The sequence below is a fragment of the Curtobacterium sp. ABR8 genome, from assembly GCF_057812125.1.
On record NZ_CM173818.1, the window covers coordinates 2007113 to 2029046 of the forward strand.

At 72.1% G+C, this 21934-nt stretch carries 24 protein-coding genes; 20 read left to right on the forward strand and 4 right to left on the reverse strand.

Annotated elements, in window-relative coordinates; all coding sequences use genetic code 11:
* The first annotated feature begins 185 nt into the window (after positions 1-185).
* From ACXKZB_RS09620 to ACXKZB_RS09680, 13 genes are all read left to right on the forward strand, one after another.
* Positions 186-530 carry a flagellar basal body rod protein FlgB gene (locus ACXKZB_RS09620; protein WP_123312740.1) on the forward strand — a complete coding sequence of 115 codons (345 nt, stop codon included), beginning with the start codon at positions 186-188 and terminating at the stop codon, positions 528-530.
* The gene (locus ACXKZB_RS09625) at positions 527-922 is read left to right on the forward strand and encodes a flagellar basal body rod protein FlgC (protein ID WP_235035933.1); all 396 of its coding nucleotides are present in this window, start codon (positions 527-529) and stop codon (positions 920-922) included. Before ACXKZB_RS09620 ends, ACXKZB_RS09625 begins: the two co-directional genes overlap by 4 nt.
* Positions 922-1257 carry a flagellar hook-basal body complex protein FliE gene (fliE, locus tag ACXKZB_RS09630; protein ID WP_123312739.1) on the forward strand — a complete coding sequence of 112 codons (336 nt, stop codon included), beginning with the start codon at positions 922-924 and terminating at the stop codon, positions 1255-1257. Before ACXKZB_RS09625 ends, fliE begins: the two co-directional genes overlap by 1 nt.
* Positions 1257-2927, forward strand: coding sequence for a flagellar basal-body MS-ring/collar protein FliF (fliF, locus tag ACXKZB_RS09635; protein ID WP_488822879.1), 1671 nt, complete (start codon positions 1257-1259; stop codon positions 2925-2927). The genes fliE and fliF overlap by 1 nt, the downstream gene beginning before the upstream one ends.
* The gene (gene fliG, locus ACXKZB_RS09640) at positions 2924-3991 is read left to right on the forward strand and encodes a flagellar motor switch protein FliG (RefSeq protein WP_488822881.1); all 1068 of its coding nucleotides are present in this window, start codon (positions 2924-2926) and stop codon (positions 3989-3991) included. The genes fliF and fliG overlap by 4 nt, the downstream gene beginning before the upstream one ends.
* On the forward strand, positions 3984-4646 hold the full coding sequence (locus ACXKZB_RS09645) for a FliH/SctL family protein (RefSeq protein WP_488822883.1): 663 nt from the start codon (positions 3984-3986) through the stop codon (positions 4644-4646). The genes fliG and ACXKZB_RS09645 overlap by 8 nt, the downstream gene beginning before the upstream one ends.
* Complete coding sequence (locus ACXKZB_RS09650; protein ID WP_488822885.1) at positions 4643-5986, forward strand: FliI/YscN family ATPase; 1344 nt, start codon at positions 4643-4645, stop codon at positions 5984-5986. Before ACXKZB_RS09645 ends, ACXKZB_RS09650 begins: the two co-directional genes overlap by 4 nt.
* Positions 5986-6417, forward strand: coding sequence for a flagellar FliJ family protein (locus ACXKZB_RS09655; protein ID WP_123312735.1), 432 nt, complete (start codon positions 5986-5988; stop codon positions 6415-6417). The genes ACXKZB_RS09650 and ACXKZB_RS09655 overlap by 1 nt, the downstream gene beginning before the upstream one ends.
* Positions 6414-7148, forward strand: a complete 735-nt coding sequence (locus ACXKZB_RS09660; RefSeq protein ID WP_488822888.1) for a C40 family peptidase — start codon at positions 6414-6416, stop codon at positions 7146-7148. The genes ACXKZB_RS09655 and ACXKZB_RS09660 overlap by 4 nt, the downstream gene beginning before the upstream one ends.
* Positions 7145-8665: a flagellar hook-length control protein FliK gene (locus ACXKZB_RS09665; protein WP_488822890.1), complete on the forward strand. Its 1521-nt coding sequence runs from the start codon at positions 7145-7147 to the stop codon at positions 8663-8665. The genes ACXKZB_RS09660 and ACXKZB_RS09665 overlap by 4 nt, the downstream gene beginning before the upstream one ends.
* Before the next feature lie 25 nt (positions 8666-8690).
* The gene (locus ACXKZB_RS09670) at positions 8691-9134 is read left to right on the forward strand and encodes a flagellar hook assembly protein FlgD (protein WP_488822892.1); all 444 of its coding nucleotides are present in this window, start codon (positions 8691-8693) and stop codon (positions 9132-9134) included.
* A gap of 56 nt (positions 9135-9190) precedes the next feature.
* Positions 9191-10366, forward strand: a complete 1176-nt coding sequence (locus tag ACXKZB_RS09675; protein ID WP_111084147.1) for a flagellar hook protein FlgE — start codon at positions 9191-9193, stop codon at positions 10364-10366.
* Between the two features lie 107 nt (positions 10367-10473).
* Positions 10474-11037, forward strand: coding sequence for a DoxX family protein (locus tag ACXKZB_RS09680; protein ID WP_488822894.1), 564 nt, complete (start codon positions 10474-10476; stop codon positions 11035-11037).
* On the opposite strand, the gene ACXKZB_RS09685 is transcribed toward ACXKZB_RS09680, so the two are convergent.
* The 4 genes from ACXKZB_RS09685 to ACXKZB_RS09700 form a co-directional block, all read right to left on the reverse strand.
* A complete protein-coding gene (locus tag ACXKZB_RS09685) occupies positions 11024-12604 on the reverse strand; it encodes a Na+/H+ antiporter (protein WP_123313120.1) in 1581 nt (526 codons plus the stop codon). The genes ACXKZB_RS09680 and ACXKZB_RS09685 overlap by 14 nt on opposite strands.
* A 68-nt stretch (positions 12605-12672) precedes the next feature.
* Entirely contained in the window at positions 12673-13794 is a 1122-nt protein-coding gene (locus ACXKZB_RS09690; protein WP_488822897.1) for a DUF475 domain-containing protein, read from the reverse strand.
* Positions 13795-13941: 147 nt separating this feature from the next.
* Positions 13942-15510, reverse strand: coding sequence for a helix-turn-helix domain-containing protein (locus ACXKZB_RS09695; RefSeq protein ID WP_488822899.1), 1569 nt, complete (start codon positions 15508-15510; stop codon positions 13942-13944).
* Positions 15511-15618: 108 nt separating this feature from the next.
* Positions 15619-16686 (reverse strand): hypothetical protein, encoded by a 1068-nt coding sequence (locus ACXKZB_RS09700; RefSeq protein WP_488822901.1) that lies wholly within the window; start codon positions 16684-16686, stop codon positions 15619-15621.
* Positions 16687-16813: 127 nt separating this feature from the next.
* On the opposite strand from ACXKZB_RS09700, the gene ACXKZB_RS09705 reads away from it, so the two are divergent.
* From ACXKZB_RS09705 to fliP, 7 genes are all read left to right on the forward strand, one after another.
* On the forward strand, positions 16814-17092 hold the full coding sequence (locus ACXKZB_RS09705; protein WP_222661086.1) for a flagellar FlbD family protein: 279 nt from the start codon (positions 16814-16816) through the stop codon (positions 17090-17092).
* A gap of 1 nt (position 17093) precedes the next feature.
* Complete coding sequence (locus ACXKZB_RS09710; protein WP_488822903.1) at positions 17094-17927, forward strand: motility protein A; 834 nt, start codon at positions 17094-17096, stop codon at positions 17925-17927.
* A 2-nt stretch (positions 17928-17929) separates the two neighbouring features.
* Positions 17930-18859, forward strand: coding sequence for an OmpA/MotB family protein (locus ACXKZB_RS09715; protein WP_488822905.1), 930 nt, complete (start codon positions 17930-17932; stop codon positions 18857-18859).
* Between the two features lie 106 nt (positions 18860-18965).
* The gene (locus tag ACXKZB_RS09720; protein WP_340196139.1) at positions 18966-19874 is read left to right on the forward strand and encodes a flagellar motor switch protein FliM; all 909 of its coding nucleotides are present in this window, start codon (positions 18966-18968) and stop codon (positions 19872-19874) included.
* Entirely contained in the window at positions 19871-20575 is a 705-nt protein-coding gene (gene fliN / locus ACXKZB_RS09725; RefSeq protein ID WP_123312691.1) for a flagellar motor switch protein FliN, read from the forward strand. Before ACXKZB_RS09720 ends, fliN begins: the two co-directional genes overlap by 4 nt.
* Before the next feature lie 8 nt (positions 20576-20583).
* Positions 20584-21099, forward strand: coding sequence for a FliO/MopB family protein (locus ACXKZB_RS09730; RefSeq protein ID WP_123312690.1), 516 nt, complete (start codon positions 20584-20586; stop codon positions 21097-21099).
* Entirely contained in the window at positions 21096-21932 is an 837-nt protein-coding gene (gene fliP / locus ACXKZB_RS09735; protein WP_123313118.1) for a flagellar type III secretion system pore protein FliP, read from the forward strand. Before ACXKZB_RS09730 ends, fliP begins: the two co-directional genes overlap by 4 nt.
* The last annotated feature ends 2 nt before the right edge of the window (positions 21933-21934 follow it).

Genomic DNA, 21934 nt, shown 5'->3' on the forward strand with positions numbered 1-21934 from the left:
CAACGAGGATGTCGTTCTGCATCGGACGGACGCGCACCGGCCACCCCCGTTCGGGGCGAGGGCTAACGCGGCGCGCGACGGGCACCGATAGCGCCACACGAGCACGGATCGCTCACCAGTTCGGCCACGGATCGGCCACCACCGCACGGCGACGTCCACCGACGACGCCTGACGAGGGGACCACCGTGTTCGATTCCGTGACGAGCGTCGCGCTGCAGAGCGCTCTCGACGGCCTGTCGATGCGCCAGAAGGTGATCGCGAACAACATCGCGAACATCAACACGCCGAACTACCACGCCGAGAAGGTCCAGTTCGAGGACGCCCTGGCGAAGTCGATCACCGACGGCAGCGGCGACACCGCGCCGACGGTCGCCCGCAGCCTCGAGCCGACGAACACGAACGGCAACAACGTCAACCTCGACGAGGAGACGCTCTCCAACGTCGACACCGTGCTCCGGTACCAGTTCGCCACCCAGGCGATGAACTCCGAGCTCACCAGCGTCCGTGCGGCGATGCGGACGAACTCGTGACGACCTTCGACGCGATCGGCATCGCGAGCACCGGCATGACCGTGCACCGGAAGTGGCTCGACGCCGTCGCGGACAACATGGCGAACGCGAACACCGTGAAGTCGATGGACGACACCGCGTTCCAGGCACGCTACGTCGAGGTGCAGGAGGGCAACGGCGTGTCCGGCGCCTACGTCAAGGGCGCCGCGTTCGGCAGCGCGGCCGGCCGCGTGACCTACGACCCGGACAACCCGCTCGCGAACGACGAGGGCTACGTCCGCATGCCGGACATCGACCTCGGCACGCAGATGGCGGACCTCATCATGGCCCAGCGCGGCTACCAGGCGAACGCCGCCGTGGTCGACCGTGCCAAGACCGCCTACGAGGCGGCACTGCAGATCGGGAAGAACTGATGCCCATCGACGCCGTCAACGGTGTGACCACCAACGCGATGACGAACGCGCTGACGAGCGTGTCCGGCACGTCCAGCGACGTCGCCGGAACCGCCGGCGCGACCAGCACCGACGGCAGCGGGTTCGCCGCCAGCCTCGGGAACGCCGTCGACGGGCTGCAGGCGCTGCAGAGCGACTCGAAGACCCTCGCGCTCAAGGCCGTCACCGGCAACCTCGACGACATCCACGACGCGACCATCGCCGCCACCCGCGCGCAGGTCACGCTCGAGCTCGTCTCCGCCGTCCGCAACAAGGGCGTCGACGCCTTCAACGAGATCATGAGGATGCAGGCCTGATGCCCGTCGCCGTCAAGAACGTCTTCGCGCGCCTGTCCGCGTACGTCAAGGGCTTCTCCGCCGCCCAGCGCACGATCGCGATCCTGGTGATCGCCGCGCTCGTGCTCGGTGGGATCGCCCTGGCGTCGTGGCTCGGCAAGGCCTCCTACGCGCCGCTCTTCACCGGGCTGGCCGCCGCCGACGCGAGCTCCATCACCGACCAGCTGCAGACCGACGGTGTGCCGTACCAGCTCACCGACGGCGGCGCGACGATCCTCGTGCCGCAGGCGCAGGTCTACTCGGAGCGCCTCAAGGCCGCGTCGAACGGGCTGCCGTCGTCGAACGAGGGCGGGTACTCGCTGCTCGACCAGATGGGCGTGACGAGCTCGGAGTTCCAGCAGGACGTCACCTACAAGCGGGCGATGGAGGGCGAACTCGCCAAGACCATCGGCGCGATGGACGGCGTGCAGACCGCGACCGTGCAGCTCGCGATCCCGGAGAAGTCCGTGTTCGTGTCCGAGGAGAAGGACCCGACGGCGTCGGTGTTCATCGCCACCGACAACGGCACGCAGCTCAGCACCGACCAGGTGCAGGCGATCGTGCACCTGACCAGCGCGTCGGTCGAGGGCATGCAGCCCACCGACGTCTCGGTCGTCGACGCAAAGGGCCAGACGCTGTCCGCCGTCGGCACCGGCGCCACCGGCAGCGGCGCCGACCAGGCCGCCGACTACGACGCCGCGACGAGCAAGAAGATCCAGGACCTGCTCGACACCACCCTCGGTGTCGGCAACGCGACCGTCGTGGTCTCCGGCACGATGAACCAGGAGTCCGGCACCCGCACGTCGGAGAGCTACACGACCCCGACCTCCGGACCGGTCGCGCTCAACGAGTCGAGCACCACCGAGCAGTACGGCGCCGGATCCGGTGCGTCGAAGGGTGCGACCGGGGTCCTCGGCCCGGACAACATCGCCGTGCCCAACGGGACGGCGACGAGCGGCACGGGCGACGACGGGTACACCAACGAGTCGGCGACGAAGAACAACGCCGTCGACCACACCACCGAGACCACGCAGATCCCCTCGGGGTCCCTCGACCGGCAGACCATCTCGGTCGCGCTGAACTCGAAGGCCGACGCCGTGCAGAACGCGAACCTGCAGAGCATCAACGACCTGGTCTCCGCCGCCGCCGGCGTCGACCAGGCCCGCGGCGACCAGGTCAAGGTGGCGATGATGGACTTCGACACCAGCGGCGCCGACCAGGCCGCCAAGGCCCTCGAAGCGCAGCAGAAGGCCGATCAGCAGGAGGCCCTGTGGTCGTCGATCCGCACCGCCGGCATCGTCATCGGCATCCTGCTCGCCCTCATCGCGGTCATGTTCGTCATCGCCCGCCGCAGTCGGAAGCAGGAGCGCGAGGCGGTCGACCTCGGCGAGCTCGACGCCTTCGCCGGCGAGACGTTCCAGCTGCCCCTCGCGATGGACGGCGCCGCCGACCGTGCGACCCTCGGTGCCGGTGACGCCCCGACCGCCGTGTTGTCGACGATGCCCGCAGGTGACCCGCCGACCGAGGTGCTGACGACCGACGAGATCACGGCCGAGCGTCGCCGCCAGGACATCTCCGCGCTGGCCGAACGCGACCCGAAGCGCACGGCCGAGCTGCTGCGCGGGCTCCTCGACGACCGGGCGCCGGTGTGAGCGCCCTGATGCCGAGCGCCGGCGGCCCGGGCAACGGCACCGGCAAGAACTCGAGCGACCGCACGCTGAGCGGCGCGCAGAAGGTCGCGCTCATCCTCATGCAGATGGAGACCGAGCGCGCCGCCGAGGTGATGAAGCAGTTCACCGAGATGGAGGCCGAGGAGATCTCGGCCGAGATCGTCCGGATGCGCCGCGTCGAGGACACCGTCGTCGACCAGACCATGTCGGAGTTCCACCGGATCACGATGAGCGGTCGGCTGCAGAAGCGCGGCGGCAAGGAGACCGCGCTCGGGCTGCTCGAGGCGTCCTTCGGCGCCGAGCGGGCTGCCGGCGTGATGGACCGCCTGGCCTCGAACCTGGCGGGCCAGTCCTTCGACTTCCTCGACGACGCCGAGCCCGGTCAGGTGATCACCCTGCTCGAGGGCGAGCTACCGCAGACCATCGCCCTCGTCCTCGCGCACCTCAAGCCGGGGCAGGCGAGCGCCGTCCTCGCGGGTGTCGACGAGCGCGTCCGCACCGACGTCGCGCAGGCGTTCGCGACGATGGGCAGCGCGACCCCGGAAGCCGTCGGCATCGTCGCGGGTGTCCTGCGGCAGCGCGCCGGCGCCGTCGTGTCGCCGCGCGAGAGCGTCGAGGTCGTCGGGGGCATCGCGCCCCTGGTCGACATCATCAACCGCTCCGACGTCGCCACCGAGAAGGCCGTCCTCGACGGGTTGGAGGCCCGCGACCCGGAGCTCGCCGAGGACATCCGCTCGCGCATGCTCACCTTCGAGGACATCGTCAAGCTCGAGTCCCGCGACATCCAGCAGGTGCTCCGCGGCATCGACTCGAAGCTGCTGGCGACCGCCATGAAGGGTGCGGCCGGACCCGTCGTCGAGACGATCCGCGCGAACGTGTCCGAGCGCAACCGCTCGCTGCTCGACGACGAACTGCAGGCCATGGGCCCGGTCCGTGTCTCGCAGGTGGAGGAGGCGCGCGCCGAGGTCGTCCGTTCCGTGCGCGAGCTCGAGGCGCAGGGCGTCATCACCGTGCACCGCGCCGAGGAGGACGAGCTCGTTGACTGACACCACGACCGCCGGCACCGTGCAGCGCATCGCGTTCCCCGTCATCGGCGACGCCGCCGGGCGCGAGCGTGCGTCCGGTGCGGACGTCCGCGGCCACGCGGCCGGCTACACCGCAGGGCTCCGCGCCGCGCAGGCCGAGACGGACGCCCTGCGCGCCCGCCTGCAAGCCGAGCACGCCGCGCTGACCGCGTCGCTGCGCGCGGACACGGTCCGCCGCATCGCGGTCCTCGACGCGGCGACGAACGCGATGCTGTCCACGGTCGCACCCGTCCTGAGCGACGCGGAGGCGTCGGTCGCCAGCGCGGCCACGGACCTGGCCGAGGCGATCGTCGGGTACGAGATCCGCGCCTCCCGTCCGGCGGTCGGTCCCGATGACGACCGGGAAGCACGGATCACGTCCGGCGCCGAGACCACCGTCCGGCGGGCGCTCGCGTCCATCGACCGCAGCGTCCCGGTGGCCGTCCGGCTCAGCCCGGCGGATGCGGCCCGCGTCGCCGACGTCGACCTGCCCGTCCCGGTGGTCGCGGACCCCGCGCTGCGGGACGGCGACGCCGTCGTCGACCTGCCCGACGGCATCCTCGACGCCCGGATCGCGACCGCGCTCGACCGCGCCCGTACGGCGCTCGGCGTCGAGCTGCAGGGGGCGTCGGCATGAGCGCCACGCTGCTCCGGCCCCGGGGGCTCGACGACGCCCTGCGGCAGGCCGCGCCCCAGCGGGTCGGCGTCGTCACGAGCGCCGTCGGCCTCGGTCTGACGATCGCCGGGCTCGACGCCCACGTCGGCGAGGTCGTCACGGTCGGGGCAGAGGACGGCGTGCAGACCGCGGTCGAGGTCGTCGCCACCGATGCCTCCGGCGTGCGCTGCATGCCGCTCGGCCGCCTGACCGGTGTCACCGCCGGCACCCCGGCACGCCCCACCGGCCGTCCGGTGCTCGTGCCGACGGGGGCCGGGCTGTTCGGCCGTGTGCTCGACGGGCTCGGCCGGCCGATCGACGACCGCGGCCCGCTCGTCGGCGCCGGTGGCGAGCCGGTCGACCTGGTGCCGCTCGACCACGCGACGCCGAACGCGATGGCGCGCACCCGCATCGACACCCCGATGCAGCTCGGCGTGCGCGTGCTCGACACCCTCACCACCGTCGGCCGCGGCCAGCGCATGGGGCTCTTCGCGGGCTCCGGTGTCGGCAAGTCGTCGCTGCTGTCGATGATCGCGCGGGGGAGCGACGCCGCCGTCAACGTCATCGCGCTGGTCGGGGAGCGTGGCCGTGAGGTGCGCGAGTTCCTCGAGGACGACCTGGGGCCCGAGGGTCTCGCCCGCTCGATCGTCGTCGTGTCGACCTCCGACGAGCCCGCGCTCATGCGCCTGCGTGCGGCGTTCGTCGCCACCCGCATCGCCGAGTCGTTCCGCGACGCCGGCCAGGACGTCGTGCTCATGATGGACTCGCTCACCCGCGTCGCGATGGCGCAGCGCGAGATCGGGCTGTCCGTGGGCGAGCCGCCGGCGACCCGGGGCTACCCGCCGTCGACGTTCTCGGTGCTCGCCGGGCTGCTCGAGCGCGCCGGCACCGACCGGGTCGGCAGCATCACCGGCATGTACACCGTGCTGGTCGACGGCGACGACCACAACGAACCGATCGCCGACGCCGCCCGCAGCATCCTGGACGGGCACGTCGTGCTCGACCGCAAGCTCGCGATCACCGGGCACTTCCCGTCGGTGGACGCCCTCGGCTCGGTGTCGCGCGTGGCCTCGAAGGTCACCCGACCCGAGCAACGCGCCGCCGCCACCGTGCTGCGGAAGGTGATGGCCGCGCGTGCCGGCGCCCAGGACCTGCTCGACGTCGGCGCGTACCAGCGCGGTTCGAACCCGCTCGTCGACGCCGCCGTCGACCACCAGGGCGCCATCGACGCGTTCCTGCGCCAGGGGATGGACGAGCGGGCGACCGCCGACGCCTCCTGGCAGCGCCTCGGCGGACTCGTGCAGCAGCTGGGGGTGTCGTGATGGCCCGCCGGTTCCCGCTCGCCGGACTCCTGCGCCTGCGCCACACCGAACAGGACCGCGCCGCCGCCTCGCTCGCCACCGCGAACGAACGGGTCCGTGACGCTGCCGACGCCCGGATCGCCGCGCGCCGGAGCCTCGCCGACACCGAGGGCGCGCAGCCGATCGAGGACGCCGCCACCCTGAGCGCCGTCGCCGCCGCGCGCGCTGCGACCCGCGGCATGCTCGAGGAGCTCGACGCCGTCGTGCGGACCCGCCGCGCGGACGCCGACCGTGCGCAGGACGAGTACACCGCCGCACGGCGTGCCGCGGTCGGCCTGGAGAAGCTCGAGGGCAAGCACGCCGCCGAGCAGGCCGCCGAGGAACTCCGCACCGAACAGAACGCCCTCGACGAGATCGCGGCACGACGCCGCACGGAAGGTGGTGCCCGATGAGCGTCGAAGCGGTGCTCTCCCGGATCTCCGAGATCCGGTCCCAGATCGACACCCTGCGCGGGGGCGCGGCCCCGGCGGCCAGCTCGTCGTCGTCCGCCGCCGCGACCAGTGCGTCGTCGAGCGCGTTCGCTGATGCACTGGCGACCGCCACGGGCTCCACCGGCACCGGCACCGCGACCGCTGCTGCCGCCGCTGCGGCGACCACCAGCAGCGCGCCCGCAACATCGGTCGACGCGGGCGCGGGCACGCTCGCCACGGGCAGCGGCGCCACCGGGTCCGACGTCGTCGCGGACGCGAAGAAGTACCTCGGCGTGCCCTACGTGTTCGGCGGCACCACGACCGCCGGCATGGACTGCTCGGGCCTGGTGCAGACCGTGTTCAAGGACCTCGGTGTGACCATGCCACGGGTCGTGCCGGACCAGGCGAAGATGGGCGTCGAGGTCGGGTCCCTGAAGGACGCACAGCCCGGCGACCTCATCGTCCCGAAGGGCGAGGGCCACGTCGTCATCTACGTCGGCGACGGCAAGGTGCTGCACGCGCCGCGCCCCGGCAAGGACGTCCGCATCGTCGACAACTGGTACTCCGACGCCGACATCGCGACCATCCGCCGCATCGTGCCGGCCCAGGCGTCCGCCACCCCGGCGCCGACCGCGACCACGGCCGCGAGCAGTGCCACCGACCTGCAGACCGCCGCGCTGCTGTCCATGATGCAGACCGGGAGCGCCTCATGAGCCTGACCATCGCCACCCAGCCCGCGCCCGCTCCGACGAGAGCCGCTGCCCCTGTCCGTGCGACCGACCCTGCCGGGCCCGGCTCGTTCGACGCCGCCCTGACCGCCGCGGCCGCGACCGGTCCTCGCGCCGGCAACCGGTCAGCGGCGCGCGACGACGGTGCCGGCACCGCGGCCGACGACGGCACCAGGCCCTCGACGCCGCCCACGCCGGACACGACGCCGCCCACGCCGGACACGACGCCGCCCACGCCGGACACGGCCACGGCCGACACGACTCCGGCCGCCGATTCGCAGGCGCTGCTGCTCGCCGGACTGGTGCCCACACCCACCGCCGCCCCGGTTCCGGCGACCGCCGCCACCGCTGCTCCGGAGTCCGCCACGCTCGAAGCGGGGTCCGCCGCGGATGCCGCGACGACGGCTCCGGCGGTCCTGCGGTCGCCCGTGACCGAGACCCCGGTGGCCGGTGCAGTCGCGGTTCCGGCCCCGGCCGAGCTGTCCGCGACTCCCGTGGTCCCCGCGCAGTCGGCACGCTCCGACGCAGCCGCCGGTGCGGACGCGGGTGAAGCGGCGGGCGAGTCCACCCCGGCGCCGGCACCCGCCACGGCACGCTCGACCGCTGCGCCGACCGCGTCAGCGCAGCTCCTGGCCGCCACCGCCCAGCAGGGGAGCGTCCCGCCCACCCCGACCGACGTCGGCCCGGCTGCAGCCGCCGTCCGTACGTCCGCCATCCGTACGTCCGCTGCACCCACGTCCGCTGCACCCACGGCCGCCGCACCCACGGCCGCCGCAGCGACCGCAGCCGCCACACCGCTCGCGTCGGCGGTCCCCGCGCAGGCCGCGCCCACGAACCCGACTCCCGCGGACGGCACCGCGACCGCGACCCCTGTCGTCGTGACGGTCGCCGCGGCGACCGGCGCACGCGGTGCCCAGACCGGCCACGGGACGGACCAGCAGGGGGCGGCGGCGGGTGATCCGGGCCTCCCGGCAGTCACCACCGCCCGCGGTGGCGAGACGCCCTTCGTCCTGCCCACGACGCCGACCGCCGCGCCCACCCCGGCCACCGCGGCTCCGTCTGCGTCGGCCACGCCGGCACCGCTCGGGCAGCAGCTCGCGCGCCCGGTGTTCTCGCTCGCGCTGGCCGGCCCCGGTGAGCACGTCGTCACCGTGCAGGTCGTGCCGGACAGCCTCGGACCGGTCTTGGTCCGCGCGCACGTCACGGCGCACGGCATGCACGTGGAGCTGTTTGCGGCGTCCGAGGCGGGCCGCGACGCTGTCCGCCAGGTGCTGCCCGACCTGCGGCGCGACGCCGCCGGCACCGGGCTGAGCACGACGCTCGACCTGTCCTCCCAGAACCACCCGGACACGGCGCCGGGTCGCGACCAGCGACCGGCCGACGGCCGCCTGCGTGCCGACACCGGCCTGGAGGCACGGCGCACGTCCGCCACGCAGCCCGCGTCCGCCGCCACCACCTCCTCCTCCACCATCCGCACCGCGGGACTCGACGTCCTCGCCTGACCGGCTCACGAACAGGAACCAGACCATGCCCATCGACGGCATCACCGGCAGCGTGGACCAGGCTGCCCAGGCCGCGGCCCTCGCCGCGAACTCGACCGCGAAGAAGTCTCAGACGATGGACTCCGAGGTGTTCATGAAGCTGCTCGTCACGCAGCTGCAGAACCAGGACCCGTCGTCGCCGATGGACACCAACCAGATGATCAGCCAGCAGACGCAGCTCGCGATGATGGAGCAGATCACCAACCAGACCACGACGGGGAACGAGAACTTCTCGCTGCAGATGCGCATCGCCGCAGCCAACCTCGTCGGCAAGCAGGTCAGCTACACCGACGCCGATTCGGGGAAGTCCGTCACCGGGACCGCCTCAGCCGTGTCCTACGCGAACAGCGTTCCCACGGTCACCGTGAACGGCAAGGAGGTCGCTCTCGACGTGATCTCCGGCATCACCACCACCGCACCGGCTTCCTGACCGTTCTTCTCCCCCTCTTCCTCCCTGCTCTTCCTGCCTCTCCGAAAGGACGCACCATGCTCCGCTCGCTCTACTCCGGGATCTCCGGCCTCCGCTCGCACCAGCAGATGCTCGACGTCACCGGCAACAACATCGCCAACGTCAACACCGTCGGCTTCAAGTCGTCGACCACCGTCTTCCAGGACACCCTGTCGCAGATGACCCAGGGTGCCGGCGGACCGCAGTCCGGTATCGGCGGGACGAACCCCGCGCAGATCGGCCTCGGCGTCCAGGTCGCCGGTGTGTCCACCAACTTCGCACAGGGCTCGGCCCAGGCCACCGGCAAGGCCACCGACCTGATGATCTCCGGCGACGGCTTCTTCGTCACGCGCCTCGGCAACGACACCGTGTACAGCCGTGCAGGGGCCTTCGACTTCGATGCGAACGGCCGTCTGGTCACCGCCGACGGCAAGATCGTGCAGGGGTACTCGGCCACGAACGGCGTCGTCAACGACGGCGGCCAGCTGACCGACATCCGTCTGCCCCTCGACGCCGCCGCACCCGCCACGTCGACCACCTCGGCCACCGTCAGCGGCAACCTGCCGTCGGACACCGCCGTGGGCGAGACGCTCAACCGTGACGCCACCGTGTACGACCAGTACGGCACGAAGCACACCATGTCGCTCGCGTACACCCGCACGACCACCGGGTGGAACGTCTCGGCGTCGAACGGTCAGGGGACCTCCGCCACCGGCACGATCACCTTCAAGACCGACGGCTCGATCGCCTCCGGTTCCACCCTGGCAGTCGGTGGGATCACCGTCGACATGACCCAGCTGTCCGGCTTCGCGTCGCTCAACACCGCGTCGATCTCGTCGCAGAACGGCCACGAGGCCGGCTCCCTGCAGGGCTACTCGATCTCGAAGGACGGCACCGTCACCGGGTCGTTCTCGAACGGCGCCTCGCTGGCCCTCGGACGGATCGCCCTGGCGACCTTTGCGAACCCCGCCGGCCTCGAGAAGACCGGCGCCTCGGGCTACCGGGCGACCGCGAACTCGGGCCAGGCCTCCGTCGGCACCCCCGGATCGGCGGGCGTCGGCTCGCTCGCCTCCGGAACGCTCGAGATGTCGAACGTCGACCTGTCGCAGGAGTTCACGAACCTGATCGTGGCGCAGCGCGGGTTCCAGGCGAACGCCCGCATCATCACGACCTCGGACGAGGTGCTGCAGGAGCTGACGAACCTGAAGCGGTAGGCGCGCGGCGCTTCGTGGCGCGCTTCGTGAGCAGGAATGGTCGGGTGCCTCCGGGCAACCCGACCATTCCTGCTCACGATCGTCCGTCGCGGCGTACCGTCGCGCGCATGAGCTCGCACACCACCAGCACCGCTTCGGTCACCGCCAAGACGCTGCTCCGCATCGCCCTCGGAGCCGTCCTCGTCTCGCACGGCTCCCAGAAGCTCTTCGGCGCCTTCGGCGGCGGAGGCATCGAGGGCACCGCGCAGGGCATGCACGCGATGGGCTTCCGGCCCGCCAAACGGAACGCCGTCCTGGCCGGGATCGGCGAGGCCGGCTCCGGCGCCGCACTGGCACTCGGACTCGCCACCCCGATCGCCGGCGCGGGAGCTGCGACGACGATGGGCGTCGCGTCGAGCGTGCACACCCCGAACGGCTTCTTCAACGCCGACGGCGGGTTCGAGTTCCCGGCGTTCCTCGGCTTCTCGGCGGCGATGTTCGCGCTCGGCGGCCCCGGTCCGGTGTCGCTGGACCACGCCACGCGGCACGTGTTCGACCGCCCGTGGTTGCGGGCGGTCGCCCTCGCCGCGATCCCGGTCGCGATCGCGGTCCAGGTCGCGCAGCGTCGGAAGGCGCTCGCGTCCGACGCTGCGGCCTCCGACGACGCGGACGGTGGCGTCACGCCGGCGTGATGCCGCCCAACCGTGCCTCTTCCGCGTCGTAGCCGGCGCGGACCTGCCGGAGCACCAGGTCGTCGATCTCGTCCGAGTCGCGGAGCCGCAGCAGGGTCGCGGCCTTGTGCTGCACGAGGGCGAGTTCGAGCGCGACGGCGGAGTCGTGCCGCTGCAGTGCCGGGTGCTCGTCGTCGTCCTCTTCGCGTGCCTGGATGACGTCGAGGTGCGCCTCGTAGTCCTTGCGGACGCGTTCGACGGTCGCCCGGTCGGCGCCCGTGGACCGTGCGAGCCGGGGGAGTGCGTCGAGCGCCTCCTCGATCGCGGTCCGCTCCGCGAAGCGGCGCTCCTCGCCGACCGACTCGTCCTCGGGCAGCGCTGCCCGCCGCAGGACCGCCGGCAGCACGAGGGCCTGCCCGACGATCGTGACGACGACGACGCCCGCCGTCACGAAGACGATGAGGTCGCGGTCCGGGAAGTCCGCGCCGGACTCGAGCATGCGCGGCACGGCGACGGCCATCGCGAGCGACACCGCACCGCGGAAGCCCGCGAAGCCGCTGACGAGCCGGTCGCGGTGCCCCTCGCGCGGTGCGCCGCCGGTGCGTCGCGTGACGAGCCAGACGGTGCCGCCCGCGGCGTTGAGGAAGGCGAACCGCACGACGACGAGCACCACCGCGACGGCGAGCACGATCCCGGCGGCGCGGAGCAGCTCGGGTGGCGTGAGGGCCCGTGCCGCGACCATCGCCTCGATGCCGACCAGGACGAACAACGCGCCGTTGAGCAGGAACGTCAGGAACGACCAGAACGCCCGGACCTGCTGGCGGGTCTCGGCCCGGTCGAGTTTCGGACCGACCTGGCTGACGACGATGCCGGCCGCCACGACGGCGAGCACGCCGGAGGCACCGATGGCCTCGGCCGCGAGGAACGCGCCGAACGGGACGAGCAACGTAACGAGGTTCTCGAGCACCACGGTGTCGACCCGGCGCAGCACGAGCGTCCCGACCCACGCGGCGGCGAGGCCCGCGGCGACCCCGCCCACGTAGGACAGGACGAGCATCCCCGAGACGCCCCAGAAGGTGAGCTCCTGCGTGCCCACCGTGACGGCGACCGCGATGCCGTAGACGACGAGGGTCGTGCCGTCGTTCACCAGGCTCTCGGCGCGCAGGACGGTGACGTTGCGGCGGGGCAGCATCTTCGTGAGCACGCCGACCGCGGTCGCGTCGGTCGGGGCGACCGCCGCGCCGAGCACCCATGCTGGCCCCCAGGGCAGGCCGAGCAGGTGGAGCAGCACCGCGACCGCTCCGGCCGTGACCACCACGAGCAGCGTGCCCATGAGGACGATGCCGCGCAGGTTCTTCCGGATCTCGCGCAGCGACGTGGTCAGGCTCTCCCAGTACAGGAGTGCCGGCAGGAACAGCAGCAGGACGGCGTCGGCGGGCAGCTCGACGTCGGCGAACTGCGGCACGAACGCCAACGCGGCGCCGAACACGAGCAGCAGTACCGGCGGGGCCACCCGGATCCGGTCCGCGATCCCCGCCGTCAGCGCGATGGCCAGGCCGAGGACGACCACCAGTTCAGGACCCAGCACGTGCACTCCGATCGTCGTCCGACCCGCAAGTCAACGCCGATCGCCGGTGGATCCTTCCAGGCGCGTGATCAGACGGGGTGCGGGCGCCGCGACAGCCGACGCCACCAGGCTCGCCACGGCAGGGAGCTCGCGAGCGCCGAGCCGATCACCACGCTGCCGAACCACCCGACGACGACACCCGGGATCGGCACGAGCAGGCTCGCCCAGAGCAGCACCGCGAGCACGCCGAGCACGTACGCCGCCCCGGCCTTCAGGTAGCGCAACCGCTTCAGCCCGGCGGCCTCGTCCAACCGTGAGGTCAACCGCGCCAGGAACACCGCGCCGACGCCGATCGCCGCCACCGCGACCGCGGCCTGTTCGAGCGCACCGAGCCCGTCGGCGCCGAGCGTGCCCGAGCCCGACAGGCTGTACACCCCGTCCAGGATCTCGAACAGCATGAACACGACGAGCCCCCGCTCGAACACGACCGTCGACGCGTAGGCGTGGATCCGCCAGGCGCCCCGCCCGACCCCGATCGACGCGGTGTCCGACCCGACCCCGTCGAGCGCCCAGGCGGCGACGCGCTTCGACCCGAGGTACGCCGCGATGCCCGCCGCGCCGCCGAGCACGACCGGCAGCAGGGCTCCCGGCGACCACGCACGGTCGACGCCGACGAGGACGGCCGTCACGGCGACCCCCGTCGCAGCGGTGACCAGCGACCAGACGCGAGGTCGCGCGACGGCGGCGAGCCGTGCCTCCAGGCGGCCCAGCCAGGACCTGCGCGACGCACGGTCCGTGTTGAACAGGTACTCGGCGAACACGAGCCAGATGAAGGCGGCGCCGAAGGCGGCGAGGCCGGGGCGGACCTCGGCGAGGTGCGCCGAGAACGAACCGGGGGCGAAGACGGCCTCCTGCACGGAGCTCGCCGGGTCGGTCGCGTCCCCGACGGCGACCGCCGCCGGAGGCAGGAGCAGGCGCATCGCGAGGACGCCCGCGACGATGCCGAGCGACAGGAACAGTCGGCGGGCGGGGGAGTGCAGTCGTCCGGCGATGCCGGCCATCGGCACCGACGAGTCGGCGGCCATCGCGATCTCGAGGAGCGCGAGCGCGACGAACGCGAGGGCGGCGGCGGGGCCGAGGACGAACCAGGCCGCGGCGGCGGCCGCGACCGTGGTGAGCAGGGGGACGGTCAAGAGCGATCTCGTGGCCATCACCCCATCCAGCACCGGTCGCCTGGGTGGGTGGTGGAGCGCTCCTGCGCATCAGCCTGGAGGCACGGGTCGATCCGCGCAGAACGGGTGACGGCCCGTCCCCACTTGCGGGGACGGGCCGTCAGGTCACGCGGGCAGGCGGTCGCCTCAGTCGTGGAACGTCTCGATGGACGCGCCGAGCGAGTTCAGGCGCTCCTGCAGCTGCTCGTAGCCGCGGGCGATGATGCCCACGTTGCGCAGGACGCTCTCGCCCTTCGCCGCGAGCATCGCCAGCAGGATGACCACCGCGGGGCGGAGGGCCGGTGGGCAGCTGATCTCGGCGCCGGAGAAGTGCGTCGGACCGGTGACGTCGAGGCGGTGCGGATCGCGGAGGGTGACGCTCGCGCCGAGGCGGGTCAGGTCGAGCAGGTGGATCGCCCGGCCCTCGTACACCCAGTCGTGCACGAGCGTGGTGCCTTCGGCCATCGCGGAGATGACCACGAAGAACGGCAGGTTGTCGATGTTCAGCCCGGGGAACGGCATCGCGTGGATCTTGTCGATCGGTGCGTGCAGTTCGGACGGGTGCACGGTGATGTCGACCAGTCGGGTGCGGCCGTTCGCGGCCGGGTACTCGTCGGTCACGTCGAAGCGCAGGCCCATCTCGGCCAGGGTCGCGAGTTCGATCTCGAGGAACTCGATCGGCGCACGCGTGACGGTCAGCGTCGAGTCGGTGACGATGCCCGCGGTCAGCAGGCTCATCGCCTCGACCGGGTCCTCGCTCGGCCAGTAGTCCACGACCTCGTCGATGCGGCTCTTGCCGGTGATGCGGAGCGTCGTCGTGCCGATGCCCTCGATCTGCACCCCGAGCAGCTCGAGGAAGAAGCAGAGGTCCTGCACCATGTAGTTGGGGCTGGCGTTGCGGATGACGGTCTCGCCGTCGCGGGCTGCCGCGGCGAGGATCGCGTTCTCGGTCACCGTGTCGCCGCGCTCGGTGAGGACGACCGACTTGGTGGGGACGTCCTGGTTCGCGACGCCGACCTCGTACCAGCCGGAGGTCGCCTCGACGTCGACGCCGAACGGACGCAGGGCGATGAGGTGCGGCTCGACCGTGCGGGTGCCGAGGTCGCAGCCGCCGGCGTACGGCAGCCGGAAGGACTCGTACCGGCCACTGAGCGGGCCGAGGAACATGAGTACGCTGCGGGTGCGGCGGGCGGCGTCGGCGTCGATCGCGTCGAGGCGCAGGTCGGACGGGGCGACGATCTCGAGGGTCTCGCCGTCTTCCGACCAGGTGACGCTCGCGCCGAGGCTGCGGAGCACGTCGATGATGCGGTCGACCTCGACGATCCGCGCGACCTTGTGCAGGCGGGTGACTCCGCGGTTGAGCAGCGAGGCGCAGAGCAGCGCGACGGCCGCGTTCTTGCTCGAGTTCACGGCGATGGAGCCGCTGAGCTTCCGGCCGCCCTGCACGCGCAGGTGGGCACGCTGCGGGGCGCCGCCGATCGAGACGATCTGCTGGTCGAGGGCGTCGCTGATGCGCGTGAGCATCTCGAGGGACAGGTTCTGCCCACCCTGTTCGATGCGGTTGATCGCGCTCTGGCTGGTGCCGACGCGTTCGGCGAGCTGCGCCTGGGTCATGCTGCGGCCCTTGCGGGCGCCCCGGATGAGGGCGCCGACCTCGCGGAGTGGTGCTGCGGTCGCCGGAGATGCCGGCGAGACGACGGTGGTGGTGTCGGTCATGAGCGCCACGGTAACACGCTCATGAGATAAAACGGGTGGACATCGACACCTGTCGCGTGTCTTCAGGTCTCGAATACGTCACAGCTGAGAATTCGGGGGACGAGATGATCAGCTGAGACGTCGCCAGACCCCTGCGTTGCCGGGTCGCGACCACGCTTCCCGTTCGCCGGTACCCGGACGGTGCTCGGTGAGGTAGTAGGCCGAGTCGGGTGTCCAGCCCGCCACGACGCTGGCACTGTCGTCGTCGACCGTCACCGCGTCTCCCGAGGTGCGCAACCACCCTGCGACGGTGAGGTGGACGACGTCGTACTCCGCGGCCACCCCGGACCAGTCGGGCAGCACCCAGGTGCCCTGGCGTCCCGTCGCCAGCTGCCAGTCGTTCCGTCGGGTGGTCGTGGTCACGTCGAGCGGCCAACGCCGGCACAGCGCGGCCCAGTCTCCGGGACCGTCGACCGTGAACACGCGGGCAGCGGGGTCGATCGGTGCGGGCAGGGCACGAGCGCGCTCCTGGCCCGAGGAGTCCTCCACCGCCCACAGTGCCAGGGGACCGGCGGACGGGAAGGGTGCCCGGGTCGTCTGCACCAGCGGCCACGGCGGCGTGGTCCACCAGACACCGCTCGCGACGCCGGGGCTGCCCGCGGCGACCTCGGCGCGCAGCTCCCGCGCCCAGTCGCGGAGCGCCTGTCCGGTGCTCGGGTGGTGCGACTGCTCGTCCTCGTCGAACACGACGGTCCACGCTCCGCCCTGCGGCTCGGCGAGCTGTCGGACGACCGGACTGTCCACCGCCCAGCGCGCGATCCGGGTCAGCGCCGGCCGCAACTCGGCACGGCTGAGGAGCGCATCGGTCGCATCCGCCGGCTGCCACCAGAGCGCGCTCTCGGCAGTGGACTCGAGTGCCACCACGACGTCGTCCTCGCCGGGGACCGGCAGGGGCACGGCGGCGAGCGCGCTCGCCACGGAGGTGATCTCCGGCGCTGGCTCCTCGAGGACGTCGCCGCCGACGCCGAACAGCACGTGGCCGTCGCCGCGCTCCGCGCCCAGGTGGTGGACCGCCCAGAACAGCAGGCCGCCGAGGTGGTCCGCGGCCGCGGAGTCGGGCTGCTGGACCCCGCGGACGAGTTCGAGGCAGAACCGGCGGCCCCGCGGGTGGTCGAGCAGGTCCGCCGCGGTGATCACCGTCCCAGGCTAGCGACGCCTGCTAACGGCAGGACCCCACCCGCCGATAGACCTCCGTGCAGGCCCACGGACGGGCAGCATCCCGCCCCACGGACGGCGGCGGGACGATCGAGAACCAGGACGGGCCATGATCGTCGTCACACGACTCAACGGCAGCGCATTCGCTGTCAACCCCGACCTCGTGGAGCGCATCCACGAGACGCCGGACACGACGCTCATCATGGTCGACGGAGCGAAGTACATCGTCCGCGAGTCCATGGCCGACGTCATCGACCTGATCGCCGCGTACCGCGCCCGCATCGTCGGGATGGCCTACGGCACCGACCTGCCGACCAGGAACGCCACCGGCCCGCAGCCGACGCTCACCGCGGTCGCACCCCTCCGCACGCAGGACGGGGGTCGCTGACGTGGACATCGCGACGATCATCGGGATCCTGCTCGCCTTCGGCGCCCTGTTCGGCATGGTCGAGATGGAGCACGTCGAGCTCGCCGGACTGTTCCTCCCCGCGCCGATGCTGCTCGTGTTCGGTGCGACCATCGGGTGCGGCATCGCGAGCACGACGCTGAAGGACGCCATCGCGAGCTTCAAGGCCGTGCCCAAGGCGTTCACGGGCAAGGTCACCCCGCCGCAGTCGGTCATCGACGACGTGGTGGGCCTGGCCGAGACGGCGCGGTCGAACGGTCTGCTCGCGCTCGAGCAGGAGGCCGACAAGCACGACGACCCGTTCATGAAGAAGGCGCTGCAGAACATCGCGGACGGCACCGACGGCGACGAGCTGCGGATCCTGCTCGAGGACGAGATCGAGTCGAACGCGGCGCCGACCCGGAGCGCGAGTGCGTTCTTCATGGGCCTCGGCGGGTTCGCCCCGACGGTCGGCATCATCGGCACCGTCGTGTCCCTGACCCACGTGCTCGCGAACCTCGGCAAGCCCGACGAGCTCGGCCCGCTCATCGCGAGTGCGTTCGTCGCGACGCTGTGGGGCCTGCTGACGGCGAACTTCATGTGGCTGCCGATCGGCGGCAAGCTCCGGAAGCTCGCGCAGCTCGAGTCGGACCGGCAGACGCTCCTGATGGAGGGCCTGCTCGCGGTCCAGGCCGGCAGCCAGCCCCGGTTGCTCGGTGAACGCCTGAAGGCCATGGTGCCACCGGCCGCACGCGCCGACACCGCCGGCAAGAACAAGGGCAAGAACGGCAAGGGCGCCGCCACCGCCGACGCCGACGACCAGCAGCTGGCGGCCTGACGATGAGCGCCAACCCCCGCGGCCGCGGCCGCGGTCGTGCGAAGAAGGGCCACGACGAGGCCGAGCACCCCGACGAGCGCTGGATGGCGTCCTACATGGACATGATCACGGTGCTGATGTGCATGTTCCTGGTGCTCTTCGCGATGTCGACGGTCGACCAGGAGAAGTACATCGCCCTGAAGAACTCCCTGGCGACCGGTTTCGGCGAGGTGAAGTCGCAGAAGGTGGACACCGCCAGCGGGACGGTGGTGACGAAGGACCAGGTCGAGGACGGATCCGGGTACTCCAGCGACAAGTCGCAGGCCGACCACTCGACGGCGTCGTCCGGCGCGGAGGACACCAACGTCGACCCCGCGTCGACCGTCGTGCCGGTGACCGCGACGAAGCAGGACGTCGCCGCCGCGAAGCGGGAACTGGACGACCTCACCGCGATCGAGACGGCGATCAAGCGGAACCTCGCGAAGGCCGGGCAGACCGCCAACGTGCAGTTCACCGTCGACGCCCGTGGCCTGATCGTCCGGCTCATCGGTAGCGAGACGTACTTCGGCACGAACAGCGCGGACCTGTCCGACCAGGCGAAGTCGATCATGGACGCGATCGCCCCGGTGCTGAAGGGCAGCCACCACGACGTCAGCGTCGAGGGGCACGCCGACCAGCGGAACTCGACGGCGCCGTACGCCACGAACTGGGAACTCAGTGCGGCCCGGGCGACGGGGGTCCTCCGCGACCTGGTCGAGCGCGGCGGGATGCCGGGCGACCACGTGCAGAGCGTCGGCTTCGGGTCGAGCCGACCGCTCGCGAAGGGCGGCACGGACCAGGACCTCGCCCTGAACCGACGGGTCGACATCGTGGTGCTGTCGAACGCCGACCAGGACGTCAGCGCCCTGATGCCGGCGCTCGCGAAGGCGCAGGACGGAGCACGCCAGGGCTGAGCCGCCCGAGCACACGACACGACGAACACCACCGGGCCGCACCCGGCCTCCCCAGTACGGGGTACAGCACTGACGGGTGCCACACAGGCGACCGATAGACGCACCCGTGACCGAGACCCTGCCCGCGCCCGAGGTGTACGACTTCGCGCGCCCGTCGACGCTCGCCCGCGAGCACGCCAGGGTCCTCGAGCTCGCGTTCGAGACGTTCGCGCGTCAGTGGGGCACGCAGCTCACCGCGAAGGTCCGCGCCGTCAGCCAGGTCACCTGCGAGCAGGTGCAGATGGTGACGTACGACGAGTACGCCGCCTCGCTGCCCGCGCTCACCGGCATGGTGCTGCTGCCGATCGCCGACGTCGTCCCGAAGGGCGTCCTGCAGGTCCCGCTCGACGCGGCCCTGACCTGGGTCTCGCACGCCCTCGGCGCCTCGAAGCCCCTGCCGACCCCGGAGCGCACCTTCACGCCCATCGAGCAGGCCCTCGTGCGCAAGATCGTCGAGGACGCCCTCGACGACCTCCGGTACTCGTTCGGCGGGTTGCTCGCGCACGACGTCACGGCCGGCGGCTTCCAGTTCAACTCGCAGTTCGCCCAGGCCGCCCAGAAGGGCGACCTGATGATCGTCGCGGCGTTCTCGATCCGCGTCGGCGACCGCGTCGCCCCCGGCACCCTCGCCCTGCCGGCCGAGGCCGTGCTGCCGCAGCTCGGCGAGGCCGCCGCCAACGTGTCGCCCGCCGACGCCCAGGCCCTGCTCGACGCGCAGCTCGCGGGCGTGCCCGTCGGGGTCAGCCTGCGGTTCGCCCCGGCGACGGTCCTGCCGACGCAGGTGCTCCGGCTCGCCGTCGGCGACGTCCTGCCGTTGCCGCACCCGCAGCACCGTCCCCTCACCATCGCGGTCGACGGGGAACCCGTCGGCACCGCCGCGGTCGGCGCGAACGGCTCGCGCCTCGCCGGCATCGTCGTCACCACCACCTCGGCCGCCGCCGGCACGTCGTCCGCAACCAGCACGGAGCTCGCATGAACGCCACGACCACCCTCCAGACCACCGCGGCCGAGTCGCTCGCGGCGCAGCTCCCGACGGCCGTCCCGCTGGGTGCGCAGCTGCTGCCGGGAGGCGCGACCCCCGTCGTGCTCGAAGCGGCGACCGACGCCGTGGTCGCCTCGTTCGTCGGCGGCCTGTCGGCCGATCTGGCCCTCGTGCTCACCGACCTCGAGGCCGTGATCGCGGCCGGCGGCACCGACCACGGGATCGTCGCCGTCACCGACGTGCTGCGACCGTCACTCGAGGCCGCCGCGTCCGTGCTCGGCGTCGGGGTCCTCGGCGAGGCGAGCCGCGAGTCGGCCGCCGCGCTGCTGGCCGACCCCGACACGGTGGTGTTCGAACTGGCCGCCGGTGGTGTGCCGAGCGGCTGGTTCGGGATCCGCGTGCGCGAGCACGGCACGGTCTCGGCCGCGGCGCCGGTCGGTGTGCCCGCCGGCAACCTCGGCCGCATCAACAACGTCGAGATGACCCTGACCGTCGAGATCGGGCGCACCCGCATGTCGGTCCGCGACGTGCTCGGCATGGAACCCGGAGCTGTCGTGGAACTCGACCGCAGCGCCGGCGCCCCCGCCGACGTCCTGCTGAACGGCCGCCTGATCGCGCACGGCGAGGTCGTCGTGGTCGACCAGGACTACGCCGTCCGGATCACCCGCATCCTCGACGTCGCCGAATCCCTCTGAGCCTGCGCGTGGACACCCTCCTCGTCACCCTCCGCGTCGCGCTGTCGCTCGGCGTCGTGCTCGCCCTCATGTGGGTGCTGCACCGCGCCAGCAAGAAGCGCTTCGCGGGCAGGACCTCCGGGCGCCGTGCGGCGACCGTCGAGGTCGTCGGCCGCCAGGGCCTGGGCGGCAAGGCGAGCGTCGTCGTGGTCGACGTCGAGGGGGAGCGCCTCGTGCTCGGGGTCTCCGAGCAGGGCGTCAGCCTGTTGACGAGCGGGCAGGCGCCCGCTCCCGAACTCACCATCGTGACCGGACCCGTGCAGCTGCCCGTGCGTCCCGCCCCGTCGGCCGACGCGTTCGGTCAGGAACTGGCGCTGCAGGCGGACGCCCCCACGGGCCTCCCGGAGGCCCTGCCGATGCGCCCGCGCAACCGGCGTCCGCAGCGCACCACGCTGCCGACCGCGCAGCAGCTGCAGGGGTCGATCCTGTCGGTCGACACGTGGCGGCAGGCGGCCGCGGCGCTCCGGAACCGGCGGGTCGGGTGACCGCCGCAGGGTCGCACCGGCTGGCGCTGTCCGGACGCGTCGTCGCCCTCGTCCTGCTCGGGCTGGCCGTCGTCGCCGGCTTCCTCATGCTCACCGCGACCGGTGCCCACGCCGCCGGGGTCGTGGAGCCGACCGCCCCAGCCACCCCGACTGCTCCCGCGGACGGCGACTTCAGCGTCAGCGTGAACGGTCCGGACGGCACCCCGTCGTCGGCGGTCGTGACGCTCATCGGCATCACGCTGCTCAGCGTCGCCCCGGCGCTCATGCTCATGATGACGTCGTTCACGAAGATCTTCGTCGTCCTGGCGATGACCCGGAACGCGCTCGGACTGCAGTCGATCCCGCCGAACCAGGTGATCGCGGGCCTGGCGCTGTTCCTGTCGCTGTTCGTGATGGCGCCGGTGCTCGGCCACATCAACGACGACGCGCTGCAGCCCTACCTCGCCGGCCACCTGGACTTCGACCAGGCCGTCGAGATCGGCACCAAGCCCCTGCGGACGTTCATGCTGCACCAGACCCGCGACGAGGATGTCGCCCTGATCACCCGCGCCGCCGGCCTGGACAACCCGAAGTCGATGGCGGACGTGCCGATGACGACGGTCATCCCGGCGTTCATCATCTCGGAGCTCCGCAGCGCCTTCATCATCGGGTTCGTCATCTTCATCCCGTTCCTGGTGATCGACCTCGTCGTCTCGGCGGCGCTCATGTCGATGGGCATGATGATGCTCCCGCCGGTCATGATCTCGCTGCCCTTCAAGATCCTGCTCTTCGTCCTGGTCGACGGCTGGGGCCTCATCATCACGTCGCTCATCGAGAGCTACCACGTTGTCTAGGG